The organism is uncultured Bacteroides sp., assembly GCF_910578895.1.
Taxonomy (GTDB): Bacteria; Bacteroidota; Bacteroidia; order Bacteroidales; family Bacteroidaceae; genus Bacteroides.
The window spans coordinates 3,304-18,984 of record NZ_CAJTSC010000058.1 but is presented as its reverse complement, the minus strand read 5'-3'; the positions used below and the strand labels follow the sequence as shown (position 1 = coordinate 18,984).

Annotated in this window: 12 protein-coding genes; 11 read left to right on the top strand and 1 reads right to left on the bottom strand. The window is 47.0% G+C overall.

The annotated features are described in order from the left end of the window. Window positions 1-209 precede the first annotated feature (209 nt). The 11 genes from tig (at window position 210) to mutL (ending at window position 15,349) form a co-directional block, all read left to right on the top strand. Window positions 210-1,565: a trigger factor gene (gene tig, locus QZ327_RS12270; protein WP_294619693.1), complete on the top strand. Its 1,356-nt coding sequence runs from the start codon at window positions 210-212 to the stop codon at window positions 1,563-1,565. A 134-nt stretch (window positions 1,566-1,699) separates the two neighbouring features. Next, the gene (gene clpP, locus QZ327_RS12265; RefSeq protein ID WP_118045797.1) at window positions 1,700-2,362 is read left to right on the top strand and encodes an ATP-dependent Clp endopeptidase proteolytic subunit ClpP; all 663 of its coding nucleotides are present in this window, start codon (window positions 1,700-1,702) and stop codon (window positions 2,360-2,362) included. 2 nt (window positions 2,363-2,364) lie between these two features. Next, window positions 2,365-3,609 (top strand): ATP-dependent Clp protease ATP-binding subunit ClpX, encoded by a 1,245-nt coding sequence (clpX, locus tag QZ327_RS12260; RefSeq protein ID WP_294619690.1) that lies wholly within the window; start codon window positions 2,365-2,367, stop codon window positions 3,607-3,609. A 174-nt stretch (window positions 3,610-3,783) separates the two neighbouring features. Further along, the gene (recQ, locus tag QZ327_RS12255) at window positions 3,784-5,967 is read left to right on the top strand and encodes a DNA helicase RecQ (protein ID WP_294619688.1); all 2,184 of its coding nucleotides are present in this window, start codon (window positions 3,784-3,786) and stop codon (window positions 5,965-5,967) included. A 106-nt stretch (window positions 5,968-6,073) separates the two neighbouring features. Continuing rightward, window positions 6,074-7,549 carry an IMP dehydrogenase gene (gene guaB, locus QZ327_RS12250; protein ID WP_294619686.1) on the top strand — a complete coding sequence of 492 codons (1,476 nt, stop codon included), beginning with the start codon at window positions 6,074-6,076 and terminating at the stop codon, window positions 7,547-7,549. Between the two features lie 131 nt (window positions 7,550-7,680). Continuing rightward, the gene (locus QZ327_RS12245; RefSeq protein WP_294619684.1) at window positions 7,681-9,225 is read left to right on the top strand and encodes a peptidyl-prolyl cis-trans isomerase; all 1,545 of its coding nucleotides are present in this window, start codon (window positions 7,681-7,683) and stop codon (window positions 9,223-9,225) included. A gap of 57 nt (window positions 9,226-9,282) precedes the next feature. After that, window positions 9,283-10,125: a peptidylprolyl isomerase gene (locus QZ327_RS12240; protein ID WP_294619682.1), complete on the top strand. Its 843-nt coding sequence runs from the start codon at window positions 9,283-9,285 to the stop codon at window positions 10,123-10,125. Window positions 10,126-10,140: 15 nt separating this feature from the next. Further along, a complete protein-coding gene (locus QZ327_RS12235) occupies window positions 10,141-11,508 on the top strand; it encodes a peptidylprolyl isomerase (protein ID WP_294619680.1) in 1,368 nt (455 codons plus the stop codon). Beyond that, window positions 11,493-13,118, top strand: a complete 1,626-nt coding sequence (locus QZ327_RS12230) for an OstA-like protein (RefSeq protein ID WP_294619678.1) — start codon at window positions 11,493-11,495, stop codon at window positions 13,116-13,118. Before QZ327_RS12235 ends, QZ327_RS12230 begins: the two co-directional genes overlap by 16 nt. Before the next feature lie 4 nt (window positions 13,119-13,122). Beyond that, window positions 13,123-13,413, top strand: coding sequence for a hypothetical protein (locus QZ327_RS12225; RefSeq protein WP_294619676.1), 291 nt, complete (start codon window positions 13,123-13,125; stop codon window positions 13,411-13,413). Between the two features lie 46 nt (window positions 13,414-13,459). Further along, window positions 13,460-15,349 carry a DNA mismatch repair endonuclease MutL gene (gene mutL / locus QZ327_RS12220; protein ID WP_294619674.1) on the top strand — a complete coding sequence of 630 codons (1,890 nt, stop codon included), beginning with the start codon at window positions 13,460-13,462 and terminating at the stop codon, window positions 15,347-15,349. A gap of 98 nt (window positions 15,350-15,447) precedes the next feature. Here mutL and QZ327_RS12215 read toward each other — a convergent pair whose 3' ends face one another. Further along, a complete protein-coding gene (locus QZ327_RS12215) occupies window positions 15,448-15,642 on the bottom strand; it encodes a hypothetical protein (protein ID WP_294619672.1) in 195 nt (64 codons plus the stop codon). Window positions 15,643-15,681: the final 39 nt, after the last annotated feature.

Below are 15,681 nucleotides of genomic sequence, written 5' to 3'. Positions count from 1 at the left end.
CTTTCATTTGGGCGGCGCCTGCTTCCGGTTTCCTCCGGTTCCCGTAAATGCAAAGACCGTGACAACCGTTTCGCCGCCCAAATGAAAGAGCCGTGGAAAGCGGCGGAAATAATTGCCTGTGTTTTTTGATAATTGAAAGATTAACACTAATTTTGCACGCTCAAATTGGAGAATGAAATAAAGTATAAATCAAATAAATAATTGTCAGAATGAACGTTTCATTGCAAAACATTGACAAAGTGAGCGCACTGCTTACTGTGAAGATTGAGAAGGCAGACTATCAGGAAAAGGTAGACAAATCATTGAAAAACTTCCGTCAGAAAGCCCAAATCCCCGGTTTCCGTAAAGGCATGGTTCCGATGAGCTTGGTGAAGAAGATGTACGGCAAGTCGGTGTTGGCTGAAGAGGTCAACAAGCTCCTTTCCGATTCTGTATACAAGTACATCCAAGATAACAAAGTGAACATCCTGGGCGAGCCCCTGCCCAACGAGGAGAAGCAGCAGAACATCGACTTCGATACGATGGAAGAATTTGAATTCCTGTTCGACATTGCGTTGGCTCCCGAGTTCAATGCCGAAGTCGCTGCCGCCGATAAAGTAGACTACTATACGATTGATGTAACGGACGAAATGGTTGACAACCAGGTAAAGGCGTATACTCAGCGTAACGGTAAATACGAAAAGGCAGATGCTTATGCCGACAACGATATGCTGAAAGGCCTGCTCGCCGAGCTGGATGCGGAAGGCAATACCAAAGAGGGAGGCATTCAGGTGGAAGGCGCCGTTATGATGCCTTCTTATATGAAGAACGACGACCAGAAAGCCATCTTTGCCAATGCAAAGGTGAACGATGTGCTTGTATTCAACCCCTATACGGCATGGGACGGTAATGCTGCCGAACTCTCCTCGCTGCTGAAGGTAGACAAGGAAGCCGTTGCCGAAATGAAATCCGATTTCAGCTTCCAGGTAGAAGAAATCACCCGTTTCGTAGAAGGCGAGTTGAACCAGGAAATCTTCGATCAGGTATTCGGCGAAGGCGTCGTAAAGAGCGAAGAAGAATTCCGCGCCAAAGTAAAAGAGGTGGTTGCCAACCAGTTTGTGGCAGACAGCGACTATAAGTTCTTGCTGGATGTACGCAAGATGATGATGGAAAAAGTAGGCAAGCTGGAATTCCCCGATGCCTTGCTGAAACGCATCATGCGCCTGAACAACCCCGACAAGGACGAAAAGTTCGTGGAAGAAAACTACGACAAGAGCATCGAAGAACTGACTTGGCACCTGATTAAAGAACAACTGGTGAAAGCCAACGACATCAAGGTGGAACAGGACGACATCCTCAACATGGCAAAAGAGGCTACCCGTGCGCAGTTTGCACAGTACGGCATGATGAGCGTGCCCGATGAAATCCTCGACAACTATGCAAAGGAGATGCTGAAGAAGAAAGAGAGCATCGAGGGCTTGGTGAACCGCGTTGTGGAAACAAAATTGGCTGCTGCCTTGAAGACTCAGGTGACGCTGGAGAACAAAAATATCTCCGCTGCCGACTTCAACAAGATGTTTGAATAAGATTTTAGCGGGAAACCGTTGACTTTTATAAAGAAACACAGGGTTTGACAAACTATAACTCTGTGTTTTTTTGTGTCTCTGTGTTCTTTTTCGTTTCTTTGCATTCGCATAAAAAAACAAAAGCAGAAAGAAAAATGGATGATTTTAGAAAATACGCAACCAAGCATTTAGGAATGAGCAGCTTGGTGCTGGATGATGTGATAAAGTCGCAAGCCGGGTATTTAAATCCCTATATCCTGGAAGAGCGCCAGCTGAATGTGACCCAGCTGGACGTGTTCTCCCGCCTGATGATGGACCGTATCATTTTCCTCGGTACGCAGATAGACGACTATACTGCCAATACTTTGCAGGCACAGTTGCTCTATCTGGACTCTGTGGACCCGGGCAAGGACATCTCCATCTATATCAACTCGCCGGGCGGTTCGGTGTATGCCGGATTGGGCATTTACGACACGATGCAGTTTATCAGCAGCGATGTCGCCACTATCTGTACCGGAATGGCGGCAAGCATGGCGGCGGTGTTGCTGGTTGCCGGTGCTGAGGGCAAGCGTTCCGCGCTGACGCACTCGCGCGTGATGATTCACCAGCCGATGGGCGGTGCGCAAGGGCAGGCTTCGGACATTGAAATCACGGCACGCGAAATCCAGAAATTAAAGAAAGAACTTTATACTATCATAGCCGACCACTCGCATACTCCTTTCGACAAGGTGTGGGCGGACTCCGACCGCGACTATTGGATGACGGCGCAGGAGGCCAAAGAGTATGGCATGATAGACCAAGTCTATACGAAGAAATAAATATGGCAGACTCTAAACGAAACAAAAACAGGTGCAGCTTCTGCGGACGCCCGGAAGGTGAAGTCGGTATCCTCATTACGGGGATGAACGGTTACATCTGCGACAGTTGTGCTGCCCAGGCTTACGAGATTACCCAGGAGGCTTTGGGCTCGAAGAAGAACGGGGGGGCTGTGAAACTGAACCTGGAAGAACTTCCTAAACCTGTAGAGATAAAGAATTTTCTCGACCGGTATGTTATCGGGCAGGATGACGCGAAGCGTTTCCTGGCGGTGTCCGTGTACAACCACTACAAGCGCTTGCTGCAGAAAGCGGGCGACGATGATGTGGAGATTGAAAAATCCAATATCATCATGGTGGGGAGCACCGGAACCGGCAAGACCTTGCTTGCCCGCACCATTGCCAAATTGCTTCATGTGCCTTTTACAATTGTGGATGCAACCGTATTGACGGAAGCCGGCTACGTAGGCGAGGATATCGAAAGTATCCTTACCCGCCTGTTGCAGGTGGCGGACTATAATGTGGCGCAGGCGGAGCAAGGCATCGTATTTATAGATGAAATAGACAAGATTGCCCGTAAAGGTGACAATCCCTCCATCACCCGCGACGTGAGCGGCGAGGGTGTGCAACAGGGGTTGCTGAAATTGCTGGAAGGGTCTGTGGTGAATGTCCCCCCGCAGGGCGGACGCAAGCATCCCGACCAGAAGATGATTCCTGTGAACACCAAGAATATACTGTTCATTTGCGGCGGTGCTTTCGACGGCATCGAGAAGAAAATAGCGCAACGGCTCAATACCCATGTCGTAGGCTATGGCGCAGTGCGCAATACGGCTGCCATTGACAAGAGCAACATGATGCAGTACATCGCTCCGCAGGATTTGAAATCGTTCGGCTTGATTCCTGAAATCATCGGGCGCCTGCCGGTATTGACCTATCTGAATCCGTTGGATCGTACGGCATTGCGTGCCATCCTGACGGAGCCGAAGAACTCCATTATCCGGCAATACGTCAAACTGTTTGAAATGGACGGTGTGAAGCTGACTTTTGAAGACGAGGTGTTTGAGTATGTGGTAGACAAAGCTGTTGAATACAAGTTGGGAGCCCGCGGGCTGCGCTCCATCGTTGAGACGATTATGATGGATGTGATGTTCGAAATCCCTTCCGAGCATAAGGACAGCCTTGTCGTGACGTTGGATTATGCCCGTTGCCAGCTGGAAAAAGCGAATATGGCAAGACTGCAAAATGCTTAAAATCAAAAAGTAATACATACGGAGAATACTTTTTTGTGTTTTATTGAAAAATATTCGGCGGATTATGCTTGAAATTTGAGAAGTTGTTTATAACTTTGTTAGAGTTCTTAGAAGATAAGAAACGCCTTGTAGCGGCGTTATTAATTGCTAACTCTATAAACAACCACATGAATCATGGCAGGGAAGAAGATTAATTTGACAGACCAGCTGAAGAACTACTTCGGGTTCGACACTTTTAAAGGAAATCAGGAAGCAATCATACAGAATCTGTTGGCGGGTAACGATACTTTCGTGTTGATGCCTACCGGCGGAGGAAAGTCCTTGTGCTATCAGTTGCCTTCTTTATTGATGGACGGCACGGCTATTGTGATTTCTCCTTTGATAGCCTTGATGAAGAACCAAGTCGATGCGATGCGTAATTTCAGCGAGGAGGATGGCATAGCCCATTTCATTAACTCTTCCCTTAATAAGGGCGCGATAGACCAGGTGAAGTCCGACATCCTTGCCGGACGGACCAAGCTGCTGTATGTGGCTCCGGAGTCTTTGACGAAAGAAGAGAACGTGGAGTTCCTGAAAACGGTGAAGATTTCCTTCTATGCCGTAGATGAGGCTCATTGTATCTCGGAATGGGGACATGACTTCCGCCCGGAATATCGCCGCATCCGTCCTATTATCAATGAAATCGGAAAAGCTCCGCTTATAGCGTTGACTGCGACGGCCACACCGAAGGTGCAGCACGACATCCAGAAAAACCTGGGTATGATAGATGCGCAGGTGTTCAAGTCGTCGTTCAATCGTCCGAACCTTTATTACGAGGTACGTCCCAAGACTGTAAACGTAGACAAGGATATCATTAAGTTCATCAAGAATAATCCGGAAAAGTCGGGCATCATCTATTGCCTGAGCCGGAAAAAGGTAGAGGAACTTGCCGAAATACTTCAGGCGAACGGCATCAATGCCCGTGCCTATCATGCCGGAATGGATTCCGCCACACGAACACAGAATCAAGATGATTTCCTTATGGAAAAGATTGATGTGATTGTGGCTACGATTGCTTTCGGCATGGGTATAGACAAGCCTGACGTGCGTTATGTGATTCACTATGATATTCCGAAGAGCCTGGAGGGATATTATCAGGAAACCGGACGTGCCGGAAGAGACGGAGGTGAAGGACAGTGTATAACTTTTTATACTAATAAAGACCTGCAGAAGCTGGAAAAGTTCATGCAGGGCAAGCCTGTGGCAGAGCAGGAGATTGGCAAGCAGCTTCTGCTGGAAACCGCTGCGTATGCCGAATCGTCCGTTTGTCGCCGAAAGACGTTGCTACACTATTTCGGCGAGGAATATGCGGAGGAGAATTGTGGAAATTGTGACAACTGTTTAAATCCGAAAAAACAAGTGGAAGCTCAAGAATTATTGTGTACCGTGATAGAAGCCATTCTTGCGGTAAAAGAAAATTTTAAAGCAGACTATATTATAGATATCATACAGGGAAAAGAAACTTCGGAAGTGCAGGCGCATCTGCACGAAGACCTGGAAGTATTCGGTTCCGGTATGGGAGAGGAAGACAAAACTTGGAATGCTGTTATCCGCCAGGCATTGATTGCCGGCTATCTGACGAAGGAAGTTGAAAATTATGGCTTGTTGAAGGTGACGGAGGAAGGAAGGAAATTCCTGAAACGTCCCAAGTCCTTTAAGATTACGGAAGATAATGATTTCGAAGAGGTGGAAGAAGAAGCACCGGCACGGGGTGGCGGCGCCTGTGCGGTAGACCCTGCGCTCTACTCCATGCTGAAGGACTTGCGTAAGAAGCTTTCCAAGAAGTTGGAAGTGCCGCCCTATGTTATATTCCAGGATCCGTCTTTGGAGGCAATGGCCACTATCTATCCGATAACTTTGGATGAGTTGCAGAATATCCCGGGCGTGGGAGCCGGTAAGGCGAAACGTTATGGCGAAGAGTTCTGCAAACTGATTAAACGCCATTGCGAGGAAAATGAAATAGAGCGTCCTGAGGATTTGCGCGTGCGCACCGTGGCAAATAAATCAAAAATGAAGGTGGCGATTATCCAGGCCATTGACCGCAAGGTTGCTTTGGATGATATTGCCATGTCCAAGGGCATCGAGTTTGAAGAACTGCTGGACGAGATAGAGGCTATTGTCTACTCCGGTACGAAGTTGAACATTGATTACTTCCTGGAAGATATAATGGACGAAGATCATCTGTTGGATATATACGACTATTTCAAAGAGTCTACTACAGACGATATAGATGATGCCTTGGATGAACTGGGGGATGATTTCACGGAAGAGGAAGTACGCCTGGTACGTATCAAGTTCATTTCCGAAATGGCAAATTAAGCCTCGGGCTGTGATTTAAAAAAAAGAAAAAAATATTGCGTGCTAATATACGGAATGGAATAAAAACCGTATATTTGCACGCAATAAATTTTAAACGCATAGCCCTATGTCATTTATTGCTGATAAGATTGTAATGGACGGATTGACTTACGATGACGTTTTGTTAATTCCTGCTTACTCTGAAGTACTTCCTAAAACAGTCGAACTCTCGACTAAGTTCTCACGCAACATCGAGTTGAAAATTCCTTTTGTAACAGCTGCCATGGATACTGTTACCGAAGCGAAAATGGCCATTGCCATTGCCCGCGAAGGTGGTATCGGCGTTATTCATAAGAATATGTCCATAGAGGAACAGGCTCGCCAGGTTGCTATCGTGAAGCGTGCTGAAAACGGTATGATTTATGATCCGGTGACGATTAAGAGAGGTTCTTCGGTTGCTGATGCGCTGGATTTGATGGCCGAGTATAAGATTGGCGGTATTCCGGTGGTAGATGATGAAGGATGTTTGGTGGGAATTGTCACCAATCGTGACCTCCGTTTTGAGAAAGACCATAACAAGCGTATCGATGAGGTGATGACAAAAGAGGATATCGTCACCACTAATCAGACAACCGACTTGGAAGCTGCCGCTCAAATCCTGCAGGAGCATAAAATTGAAAAGTTGCCGGTAGTCGACAAGGATAATAAATTGGTAGGCTTGATTACTTATAAGGATATTACCAAGGCAAAGGATAAACCGATGGCTTGCAAGGATAGCAAAGGACGCCTTCGTGTGGCTGCCGGTGTGGGTGTGACGGCCGATACGCTGGACCGTATGCAGGCATTGGTCGATGCCGGAGCGGATGCCATTGTGATTGACACGGCTCACGGACATTCCATGTATGTGATTGAGAAATTGAAAGAAGCCAAGAAACGCTTCCCGAATATTGATATAGTAGTAGGCAATATTGCTACCGGAGAGGCGGCGAAAGCATTGGTTGAGGCTGGTGCCGACGGAGTGAAGGTAGGTATCGGTCCGGGTTCTATCTGTACAACCCGCGTAGTGGCGGGTGTAGGTGTGCCCCAATTGTCTGCCGTGTACGATGTGGCAAAAGCATTGAAAGGCACAGGCATTCCTTTGATTGCCGATGGCGGTTTGCGTTATTCCGGTGATGTGGTGAAAGCTTTGGCTGCCGGCGGATATTCTGTAATGATTGGTTCGCTGGTTGCAGGCACAGAGGAGTCTCCGGGTGAGACGATTATCTTTAACGGACGTAAGTTCAAGTCTTATCGGGGCATGGGTTCTTTGGAAGCTATGGAACATGGTTCCAAAGACCGCTATTTCCAAAGCGGAACGAGTGATGTGAAGAAACTTGTGCCGGAAGGCATCGCAGCCCGCGTTCCTTATAAGGGGACTTTGTATGAAGTGATTTACCAGTTGACCGGCGGTTTGCGTGCGGGTATGGGGTATTGTGGCGCTGCCAATATTGAGAAGCTGCATGATGCCAAGTTCACCCGTATTACCAATGCCGGTGTGTTGGAGAGTCATCCGCACGATGTTGCAATCACCAGCGAGGCTCCGAATTATAGCCGTCCCGAATAAAAAGAACATTCATTCATGATAAGTATATGCCCGAAGAGTAAATTGTACTTTTCGGGCATTATTTGTTTATGATGTTGTATCTTTGTGATGTTACTTGCCAAGTTGGTTTTACTTGTTTTAGACAGATTGTTATGATGAGAATTTATTTGATGGTAGTGTCTCTTGGGCTGGTTTGGAATGCTTTTTCCCGGCAAGACCCGGTACTGATGCGCATTAACGGAAAGGATGTGTTGCGGTCTGAATTTGAATACAACTATAATAAGGATAAGGCATTGCTTGCTCCTGAGTGTGCCACACCGGAAAAATATGTGGAGCGGTTTGTGGATTTCAAGTTGAAAGTAGCTGCTGCCGAGAGTGCCGGATTGGATACGGCTCTTGTTTTCCGCGAGAAGGTAGAAGATTATCGCAACCGGTTGATAAAATCATACTTGACGGATACGGTTGTGGCTGAGCGGGAAGCTCGTCGGCTGCATGACCGGATAGCGTCCGGAAGGCGTGCCGGGCAGGTGTGCGTGAGCCAGGTTTTCAAGTATCTTCCTCAGAATGTTTCCGCGTCTGTGCAGCGCAATGTTGTTGCCCGTATGGATTCCATTTATGAATATCTTCGGAACAATCAGGCAAGTGAAGTTTTCGATGCGTGTGTAAGGCGCTTTTCTGATGAGAAACAGGCGTTTTGGGTGAGGCGGCTGCAGATGCCGGTAGAGTTTGAAGATGTGGTGTTTGATTTGCCGGTGGGTGAAGTGTCGCAACCTTTTTTTACTCCGCAAGGAATTCATATTGTAAAGGTTATTGAGCGGATGGAAGCGCCGTCTTTTGATGAGGTGAGAAATAAGACGGCAGAAGCGCATCATCATAGTATGGATTTGGGAGCAATAGCGCAGGTGGAGAAGCTGAAAAGGGAATATCAATATATCCCCGATGAGACAGGCATGAACGAGTTGATAAATACCGGACAAACCAAACGTGCGTTGTTCGTATTGGCAGGAAAGAGTTACACGGGAAATGATTTCGCTCGTTTTGCAACGGCATATCCGGCGGGGGTACGCAGGCAGTTGGAAGCTTTCGTAATGAAAACTCTGCTTGATTATGAGAATACACGTTTGGAACAGAAGTATCCGGACTTACGCTATCTGGTACAGGATTATGGTAACAGACTGTTGACGGAAGAGATTACGGCACGGGAAATTCATAGACGGGCCGTGGCGGATGAAGAGGGACTGCGAACCTATTTCGAGAAACATCGGTCCGATTATCAGTGGAAAGAACGGCGATATAAAGGTATCGTTCTTCATGGGATTAGCAAACGTCTTGTCAAGCAAGCCCGCAAATTTCTGAAAAGCCTGCCGGAAGAAGAATGGAAGGATGCAATCCGTTTGACTTTTAATGCCGGCGCACATCCTCAGATAAAGGCGGAACAGGGTTTGTTTGCTCCCGGTGACAATGTGTATGTTGATGATTTGGTGTTCAAAGGCCCGGATGCGGCGCCTATGATGTCATTTCCTTTTACTGCTGTATTGGGTGAAAAGGTAAAAGGACCGGACGACTATCGGGAAGTGAAAGACAGACTGGTGGCAGACTATCAAACTTATCTGGATGCCCGGTGGATGACCCGTTTGCGCGCTTCGGCTAAGGTTGAAATTAACCAAGAGGTTTTAAAAACCGTTAATAATCACTGATGCAACCGATTAAAGCCGTATCTTCGTACCTTAAAATATAGTAAATATCAGTTGATAATGCGAACAACCTGTTTAGGGCTTTTAATTCTTCTTTTCTGTGGCTCGTGCAAGGAACAGCACAATCACGGAGGACGGACACCGTTGGTGGAACTGGATGGCAACTTCCTTTACTATGAGGATTTGCAATCGGTGCTTCCTACGGATTTGTCGAAGGATGACAGTTTGCTGTTTGCAGAACATTATGTCCGTAATTGGGCGGAAGATGTATTGCTATACCAGAAGGCACAGAGCAATATTCCCAATAACGGTGAGATTGACAAACTGGTTGAGAATTATCGGAAGGCACTGATAATGCACACCTACCAGCAGGCATTGATTAATCAAACCCTTTCCGAAGAAATCTCGGAGGAGGAACTGGCTGATTACTATGAGAAGCATCAGGAACTTTTCAAGGTGGAGCGTCCTTTGATGAAAGGACTGTTTATCAAAGTGCCTCTTACGGCACCTCAGTTGGGCAATGTCCGCCGTTGGTACAAGACGGAAACCCGTGAAGCCGTAGAAAATCTGGAAAAGTACAGTTTGCAGAACGCTGTGAAGTACGAGTATTTTTATGACAAGTGGGTGCCGATGACCGAGGTTATGGATTTGATGCCGCTGAAAGTACCCGATGCCGAAACATATCTGGATAAGAACCGTCACGTGGAACTGGAAGATACTGCCTTTTATTATTTCTTGAATGTGAGTGATTATCGCGCAGTGGGAGAACAGGAACCGTATGAATTTGCCCGTACCCAAGTGAAAGATATGATGCTGAACATGAAACAAGTGGAATTTATGAAACAAGTAAAAGAAGACTTGTATCAACGTGCGGAAAAAAGAGATCAAATTAAATATTATTAGTATAAGACACCAAGAATGAAGAAGTGTATGAACTTTAAGTTTGTAGTTTTATTTGCCTTGACGTTGTTAGCCGGTTCTACCGTTTATGGACAAGACAATGTGATTGACGAGGTTGTATGGGTAGTAGGCGACGAGGCTATATTAAAGTCCGAAGTGGAAGAGGCACATATGAGTGCTTTGTATGAAGGACGCAAGTTCGACCGAGACCCCTACTGTGTGATACCGGAAGAGATAGCCGTACAAAAGCTGTTCCTGCATCAGGCAGCACTCGATAGTATTGAAGTTTCCGAAGCGGAAGTTATCCAGCGTGTGGACTATATGACGAATATGTACATCACCAACATCGGTTCCCGCGAAAAAATGGAAGAGTATTTCAACAAGACTTCCAGCCAGATTCGTGAGACTTTGCGTGACAATGCGCGCGAAGGCTTGAAAGTGCAGAAAATGCAGCAAAAGCTGGTCGGGGAGATTAAAATAACGCCTGCCGAAGTGCGCCGTTATTTCAAAGACCTGCCGCAAGACAGTATTCCTTATATCCCGACCCAGGTAGAAGTCCAGATTATCACCCAACAGCCTAAAGTGCCTTTGGAAGAGATAGAGAATGTAAAGAAGCGCTTGCGCGACTTTACCGACCGTATTACGAAGGGGGAAACCAGTTTCTCTACGTTGGCACGTATGTACTCGGAAGATCGTGCATCCGCCATCAATGGTGGTGAAATGCCGTTTACGGGCCGCGGCTATCTGGATCCCGCTTTTGCAAACGTGGCGTTCAATCTGCAAGATCCCAATAAGGTGTCAAAGATTGTAGAGTCCGAGTTCGGTTTTCATATCATTCAGTTGATGGAGAAGCGCGGCGACCGTATCAAAGTACGTCATATCTTGCTGAAACCCCATGTGCCCGATGAGGCGCTTACGGCGGGTATGGCACGTCTGGATTCTATAGCCGATGATATCCGTAACAATAAATTCTCTTTTGAGGAAGCGGCTGCGGTGCTTTCGCAAGACAAGGATACGCGCAACAACCACGGCTTGCTGCCCAATCCTAATACAAACACTTCTAAATTCGAGATGCAGGAGTTGCCGCCCGAAATTGCCAAAGTGGTGGATAAAATGAAAGTAGGGGAGATATCCGAAGCATTCACTATGATTCCGCAGAAAACCGGAAAGGAAGAATGTGTTATCGTGAAGCTGAAGAGCCGTACCAACGGTCATAAGGCAACCGTTGCCGATGATTATCAGAACCTGAAAGAAATAGTATTGGAGAAACGCCGTGACGAAATGTTGGACAAGTGGATTCGTGAGAAACAGAAACACACTTATGTCCGCATCAACGAAAATTGGAGAAACTGCACATTCAAGTATCCGGGATGGATAAAAGACTGATATTTGGTTTGATATGCCTGTTCGGCGTTTGTCTGTTAAGCGCGCAGGACAAGAAAAGTGAGCCTGACAGGAAAAAGAGACGCGTGGATTTGCTTTATGCCGATGAGGCACAGGCTGATAAGCAGTCGCGTCCCGATGTGCAGGTGCTGATTGGTTCTGTCAGGATGAAGCATGATAGCATGTACATGTTTTGTGACAGTGCTTTGATTTACGAAAAGATCAATTCCGTAGAAGCTTTCGGCAATGTACGTATGGAGCAGGGGGATACCTTGTTCATATACGGTGATTACCTCTATTATGACGGCATGTCGCAACTTGCCATGTTGCGTGAGAATGTCCGTCTGATTAACCGTAATACGGAACTGACCACGGACAGCCTGAACTACGACCGCCTTTACAACTTAGGGTATTACTTTGATGGCGGCACGCTGACCGATGAAGAGAATGTCCTGACTTCCGAATGGGGAGAATACAGCCCGGCAACCAAATTGGCTGTCTTCAATCATGAAGTGAAATTGGTGAACCCGAAGTTTGTTCTGACTTCCGATACATTGAAGTACAGTACGGAGTCCAAAATCGCCACAATTCTGGGGCCTTCCGATATTGTCAGCGATAAGAACCATATTTACTCGGAACGTGGAGTATACAATACCGTTTCCGAACAAGCGGAACTGTTGGACCGTTCGGTCTTGACGAACGAAGGTAAAAAACTTGTCGGAGATAGCCTTTTCTACGACCGCAAGTTAGGATATGGCGAGGCCTTTGACAATGTGCAGATGAATGATACGGTTAACAAGAATATGCTTACCGGCAACTATTGCTTTTACAATGAACTTACCGGCAATGCCATTGCCACCCGTCGTGCGGTTGCTGTAGATTACTCCCAAGGAGACAGCCTTTTCATGCACGGCGATACCTTGCGGTTGGTTACTTATCACATGAATACCGACTCCGCCTATCGTGAAATGCGCGTTTACCATAAAGTGCGTGCCTACCGTACGGATGTACAGGCGGTATGCGATTCGTTGGTCTACAATTCCAAAGACTCTTGCATGACAATGTATACGGATCCTGTCTTGTGGCATGGTGCGCAACAGTTGCTTGGCGAGGAGATAAAAGTCTATATGAACGACAGTACCATCAACTGGGCACACATCATCAATCAGGCGTTGGCTGTGGAGCAGAAAGATTCTCTTCATTACAACCAAGTGACAGGTAAGGAGATGAAGGCATTTTTCGAGAACGGGGATATGCGTCGTGTCGATGTGAACGGTAATGTCCTGATAATCTTCTATCCGGAAGAGAAAGACAGTACGATGATCGGTATGAACTATGTCGAAGGAAGTTTTTTGCGCATTTTCCTCAAGGACCGTAAAATGGAAGAAGCCGCTTTGATAGGAAAGTCCAATGGTATACTGTATCCTATGGACCAGATACCTGCCGACAAGATGAAGCTGCCCTCGTTTGTGTGGTTTGATTATATCCGTCCGCAGAACAAGTATGACATTTTTGAGTGGCGGGGCAAAAAGGCAGGTGAGACATTGCAGAAAAGCGACCGGAAACCTTTGGCCTCACCAAGAGACATGCATATAAAACGAACTAAAAAATAACGTTATGGGAATGTTTACAATGCGTAAGCCGCGGGGCTTCCATCATTCATACATCTACGTGGATGAACGGAAAGAGAAGTTGGCAAAAATGGAAGAAGCCGCCAAGCGTGAGTTGGGTATGTTGCCGGAAAAGGAATTTTCTCCCGAAGATATCCGGGGAAGGTTCATTGAGGGTACCACCCATTTGAAGCGCCGCAAGGAAAGCGGACGTAAACCTGTTCATTTGGGAATACTGTTGGTTGTCATAGCCTTGCTGGCATATTTGTGGTACGCCATTACCAATGGCATTATCTGAATAGCCTATATCCTTATACTTTATATTTTTATACTTTATACTTATCATGAGCGATATCATTCATTTGCTGCCCGATTCGGTTGCGAATCAGATTGCTGCCGGAGAGGTAATTCAGCGTCCGGCATCCGTCATCAAAGAATTGGTAGAAAATGCGATTGATGCAGAAGCCGGAGAAATACATGTGCTGATAACGGATGCCGGAAAGACTTGCATTCAGGTTATTGATAACGGAAAAGGAATGTCCGAAACGGACGCCCGCTTGTCTTTTGAACGCCACGCCACGTCCAAGATACGCGAAGCTTCCGATTTGTTTGCTCTGCGCACAATGGGATTTCGCGGAGAGGCATTGGCTTCTATTGCTGCCGTGGCGGAGGTGGAGTTGAAGACCCGTCCGGCTGATGAAGAACTCGGTACGCGCCTGCTGATTGCCGGTTCCAAGGTCGAGAGCCAGGAAGTCGTGTCTTGTCCTAAAGGAAGTAACTTCTCGGTGAAGAACCTGTTCTTCAATATTCCTGCCCGCCGTAAGTTCCTGAAAGCAAACTCAACGGAATTGAGCAATATCCTGACCGAATTCGAACGTATTGCCTTGGTGCATCCGGATGTCGCTTTTTATCTGTATAGCAATGATTCGGAGTTGTTCAATCTGCCCGTCACGCCGTTGCGTCAACGCATCCTTGCCATATTCGGCAAGAAGTTGAACCAACAGCTGCTTTCGGTAGACGTAGCTACGACAATGATAAAAATTTCCGGTTTTGTAGCTAAGCCGGAGACGTCCCGCAAGAAAGGCGCGCACCAGTACTTTTTCGTAAACGGGCGTTATATGCGCCATCCGTATTTTCATAAAGCGGTCATGGATGCCTATGAGCAACTGATTCCCGCAGGCGAACAGATATCCTATTTTATCTATTTGGAGGTCGATCCTGCCAATATAGATGTGAACATCCATCCCACAAAGACGGAAATCAAGTTCGAGAATGAACAGGCTATCTGGCAGATACTTTCGGCTGCCGTCAAGGAGTCGCTCGGGAAGTTCAATGCCGTGCCTTCCATAGACTTTGATACGGAGGGGATGCCCGACATTCCGGCATTTGAGCAAAGCCGTCCTATCGAGCCGCCTAAGGTACATTATAATGCCGACTTTAATCCTTTTAAAACCTCGTCGGCATCTTCTTATGGCGGCGGGAACTATTCCCGTCAAAGTATGGAGTGGGAGGGGATGTATTCCGGTTTGGAGAAAGCGAGCAAGATGAACGATCCTGTCCGGGAAGAACCTTTTGATTTCGAGGGAACCGCTTCGGCCGTAGTAGAACCGGTTGCGGCGCCTTCTCAACCCGTCTCTTTGTATTCCGGTAAATCCTCTTCGATGGAAAAGGGCGCGCAGCATTTGCAATTCAAGGGACGCTTCATCCTTACTTCCGTAAAGTCCGGGCTGATGCTGATAGACCAGCACCGTGCGCATATACGCGTACTGTTCGACCGGTATATGAGCCAGATTCGCCAAAAGCAGGGAGTCTCTCAAGGCGTGTTGTTCCCGGAGATGCTTCAACTGCCGGCTTCCGAAGCGGCGGTGCTGGAAAGCCTGTCGGACGATTTGGCGGCAGTGGGTTTCGACCTTACTCCTTTGGGTGGGGGCAGTTATGCTGTCAATGGCATTCCTTCGGGCATTGAAGGGCTGAATCCTGTGGAGTTGGTGCGCAACATGGTGCATACGGCTATGGAGAAAGGTAACGATGTCAAAGAAGAAATCCAATCAATCCTTGCATTGACGTTGGCACGTGCGGCAGCCATTGTTTATGGGCAAGTGTTGAGTAATGATGAAATGTCTAATCTTGTGGACAGCCTGTTTGCTTGTTCCACACCCAACTATACGCCCGACGGACGTACGGTACTTTCCACTATCAAGGAAGAGGATATTGAAAAGCTGTTCTTGAAGTGACAGCTTGTGTGTGCCTGAAAGTGTGCCCCGGCTCCGATTGAAAGATTATCGGGAAAGTGCCGGAATAAGAATCAGGACGCGGATTATGCAAACGAAGTTTATGCTTCTGAAATCCGGCAATCCCCGGATTTGCGATTTGTATAATCTGTGTCCTGATTTTCTTTTTGATACATTCCGTTTCCGCTTTTCTGCAACCCCAGAGTACCGCCCGCTGGTTTATGGTAAAATATGATATTTTTAAGGAAAAATGCCATCCCCGTCCGATAAAAAATCCTTTTTCCAGAACTTTTCATCCTTTCCGGTGTTAATTAATCAGTTTGAATGATAAAGAA

What these genes read in the sequence shown, in the direction of transcription:
- guaB (WP_294619686.1), top strand. Translation starts at nt 6,074, where the DNA reads ATGTCATTTATTGCTGATAAGATTGTAATGGACGGATTGACTTACGAT.
- QZ327_RS12240 (WP_294619682.1), top strand. Translation starts at nt 9,283, where the DNA reads ATGCGAACAACCTGTTTAGGGCTTTTAATTCTTCTTTTCTGTGGCTCG.
- clpP (WP_118045797.1), top strand. Translation starts at nt 1,700, where the DNA reads ATGGATGATTTTAGAAAATACGCAACCAAGCATTTAGGAATGAGCAGC.
- mutL (WP_294619674.1), top strand. Translation starts at nt 13,460, where the DNA reads ATGAGCGATATCATTCATTTGCTGCCCGATTCGGTTGCGAATCAGATT.
- QZ327_RS12225 (WP_294619676.1), top strand. Translation starts at nt 13,123, where the DNA reads ATGGGAATGTTTACAATGCGTAAGCCGCGGGGCTTCCATCATTCATAC.
- QZ327_RS12215 (WP_294619672.1), bottom strand. Translation starts at nt 15,642, where the DNA reads ATGAAAAGTTCTGGAAAAAGGATTTTTTATCGGACGGGGATGGCATTT.
- recQ (WP_294619688.1), top strand. Translation starts at nt 3,784, where the DNA reads ATGGCAGGGAAGAAGATTAATTTGACAGACCAGCTGAAGAACTACTTC.
- tig (WP_294619693.1), top strand. Translation starts at nt 210, where the DNA reads ATGAACGTTTCATTGCAAAACATTGACAAAGTGAGCGCACTGCTTACT.
- clpX (WP_294619690.1), top strand. Translation starts at nt 2,365, where the DNA reads ATGGCAGACTCTAAACGAAACAAAAACAGGTGCAGCTTCTGCGGACGC.
- QZ327_RS12245 (WP_294619684.1), top strand. Translation starts at nt 7,681, where the DNA reads ATGATGAGAATTTATTTGATGGTAGTGTCTCTTGGGCTGGTTTGGAAT.
- QZ327_RS12235 (WP_294619680.1), top strand. Translation starts at nt 10,141, where the DNA reads ATGAAGAAGTGTATGAACTTTAAGTTTGTAGTTTTATTTGCCTTGACG.
- QZ327_RS12230 (WP_294619678.1), top strand. Translation starts at nt 11,493, where the DNA reads ATGGATAAAAGACTGATATTTGGTTTGATATGCCTGTTCGGCGTTTGT.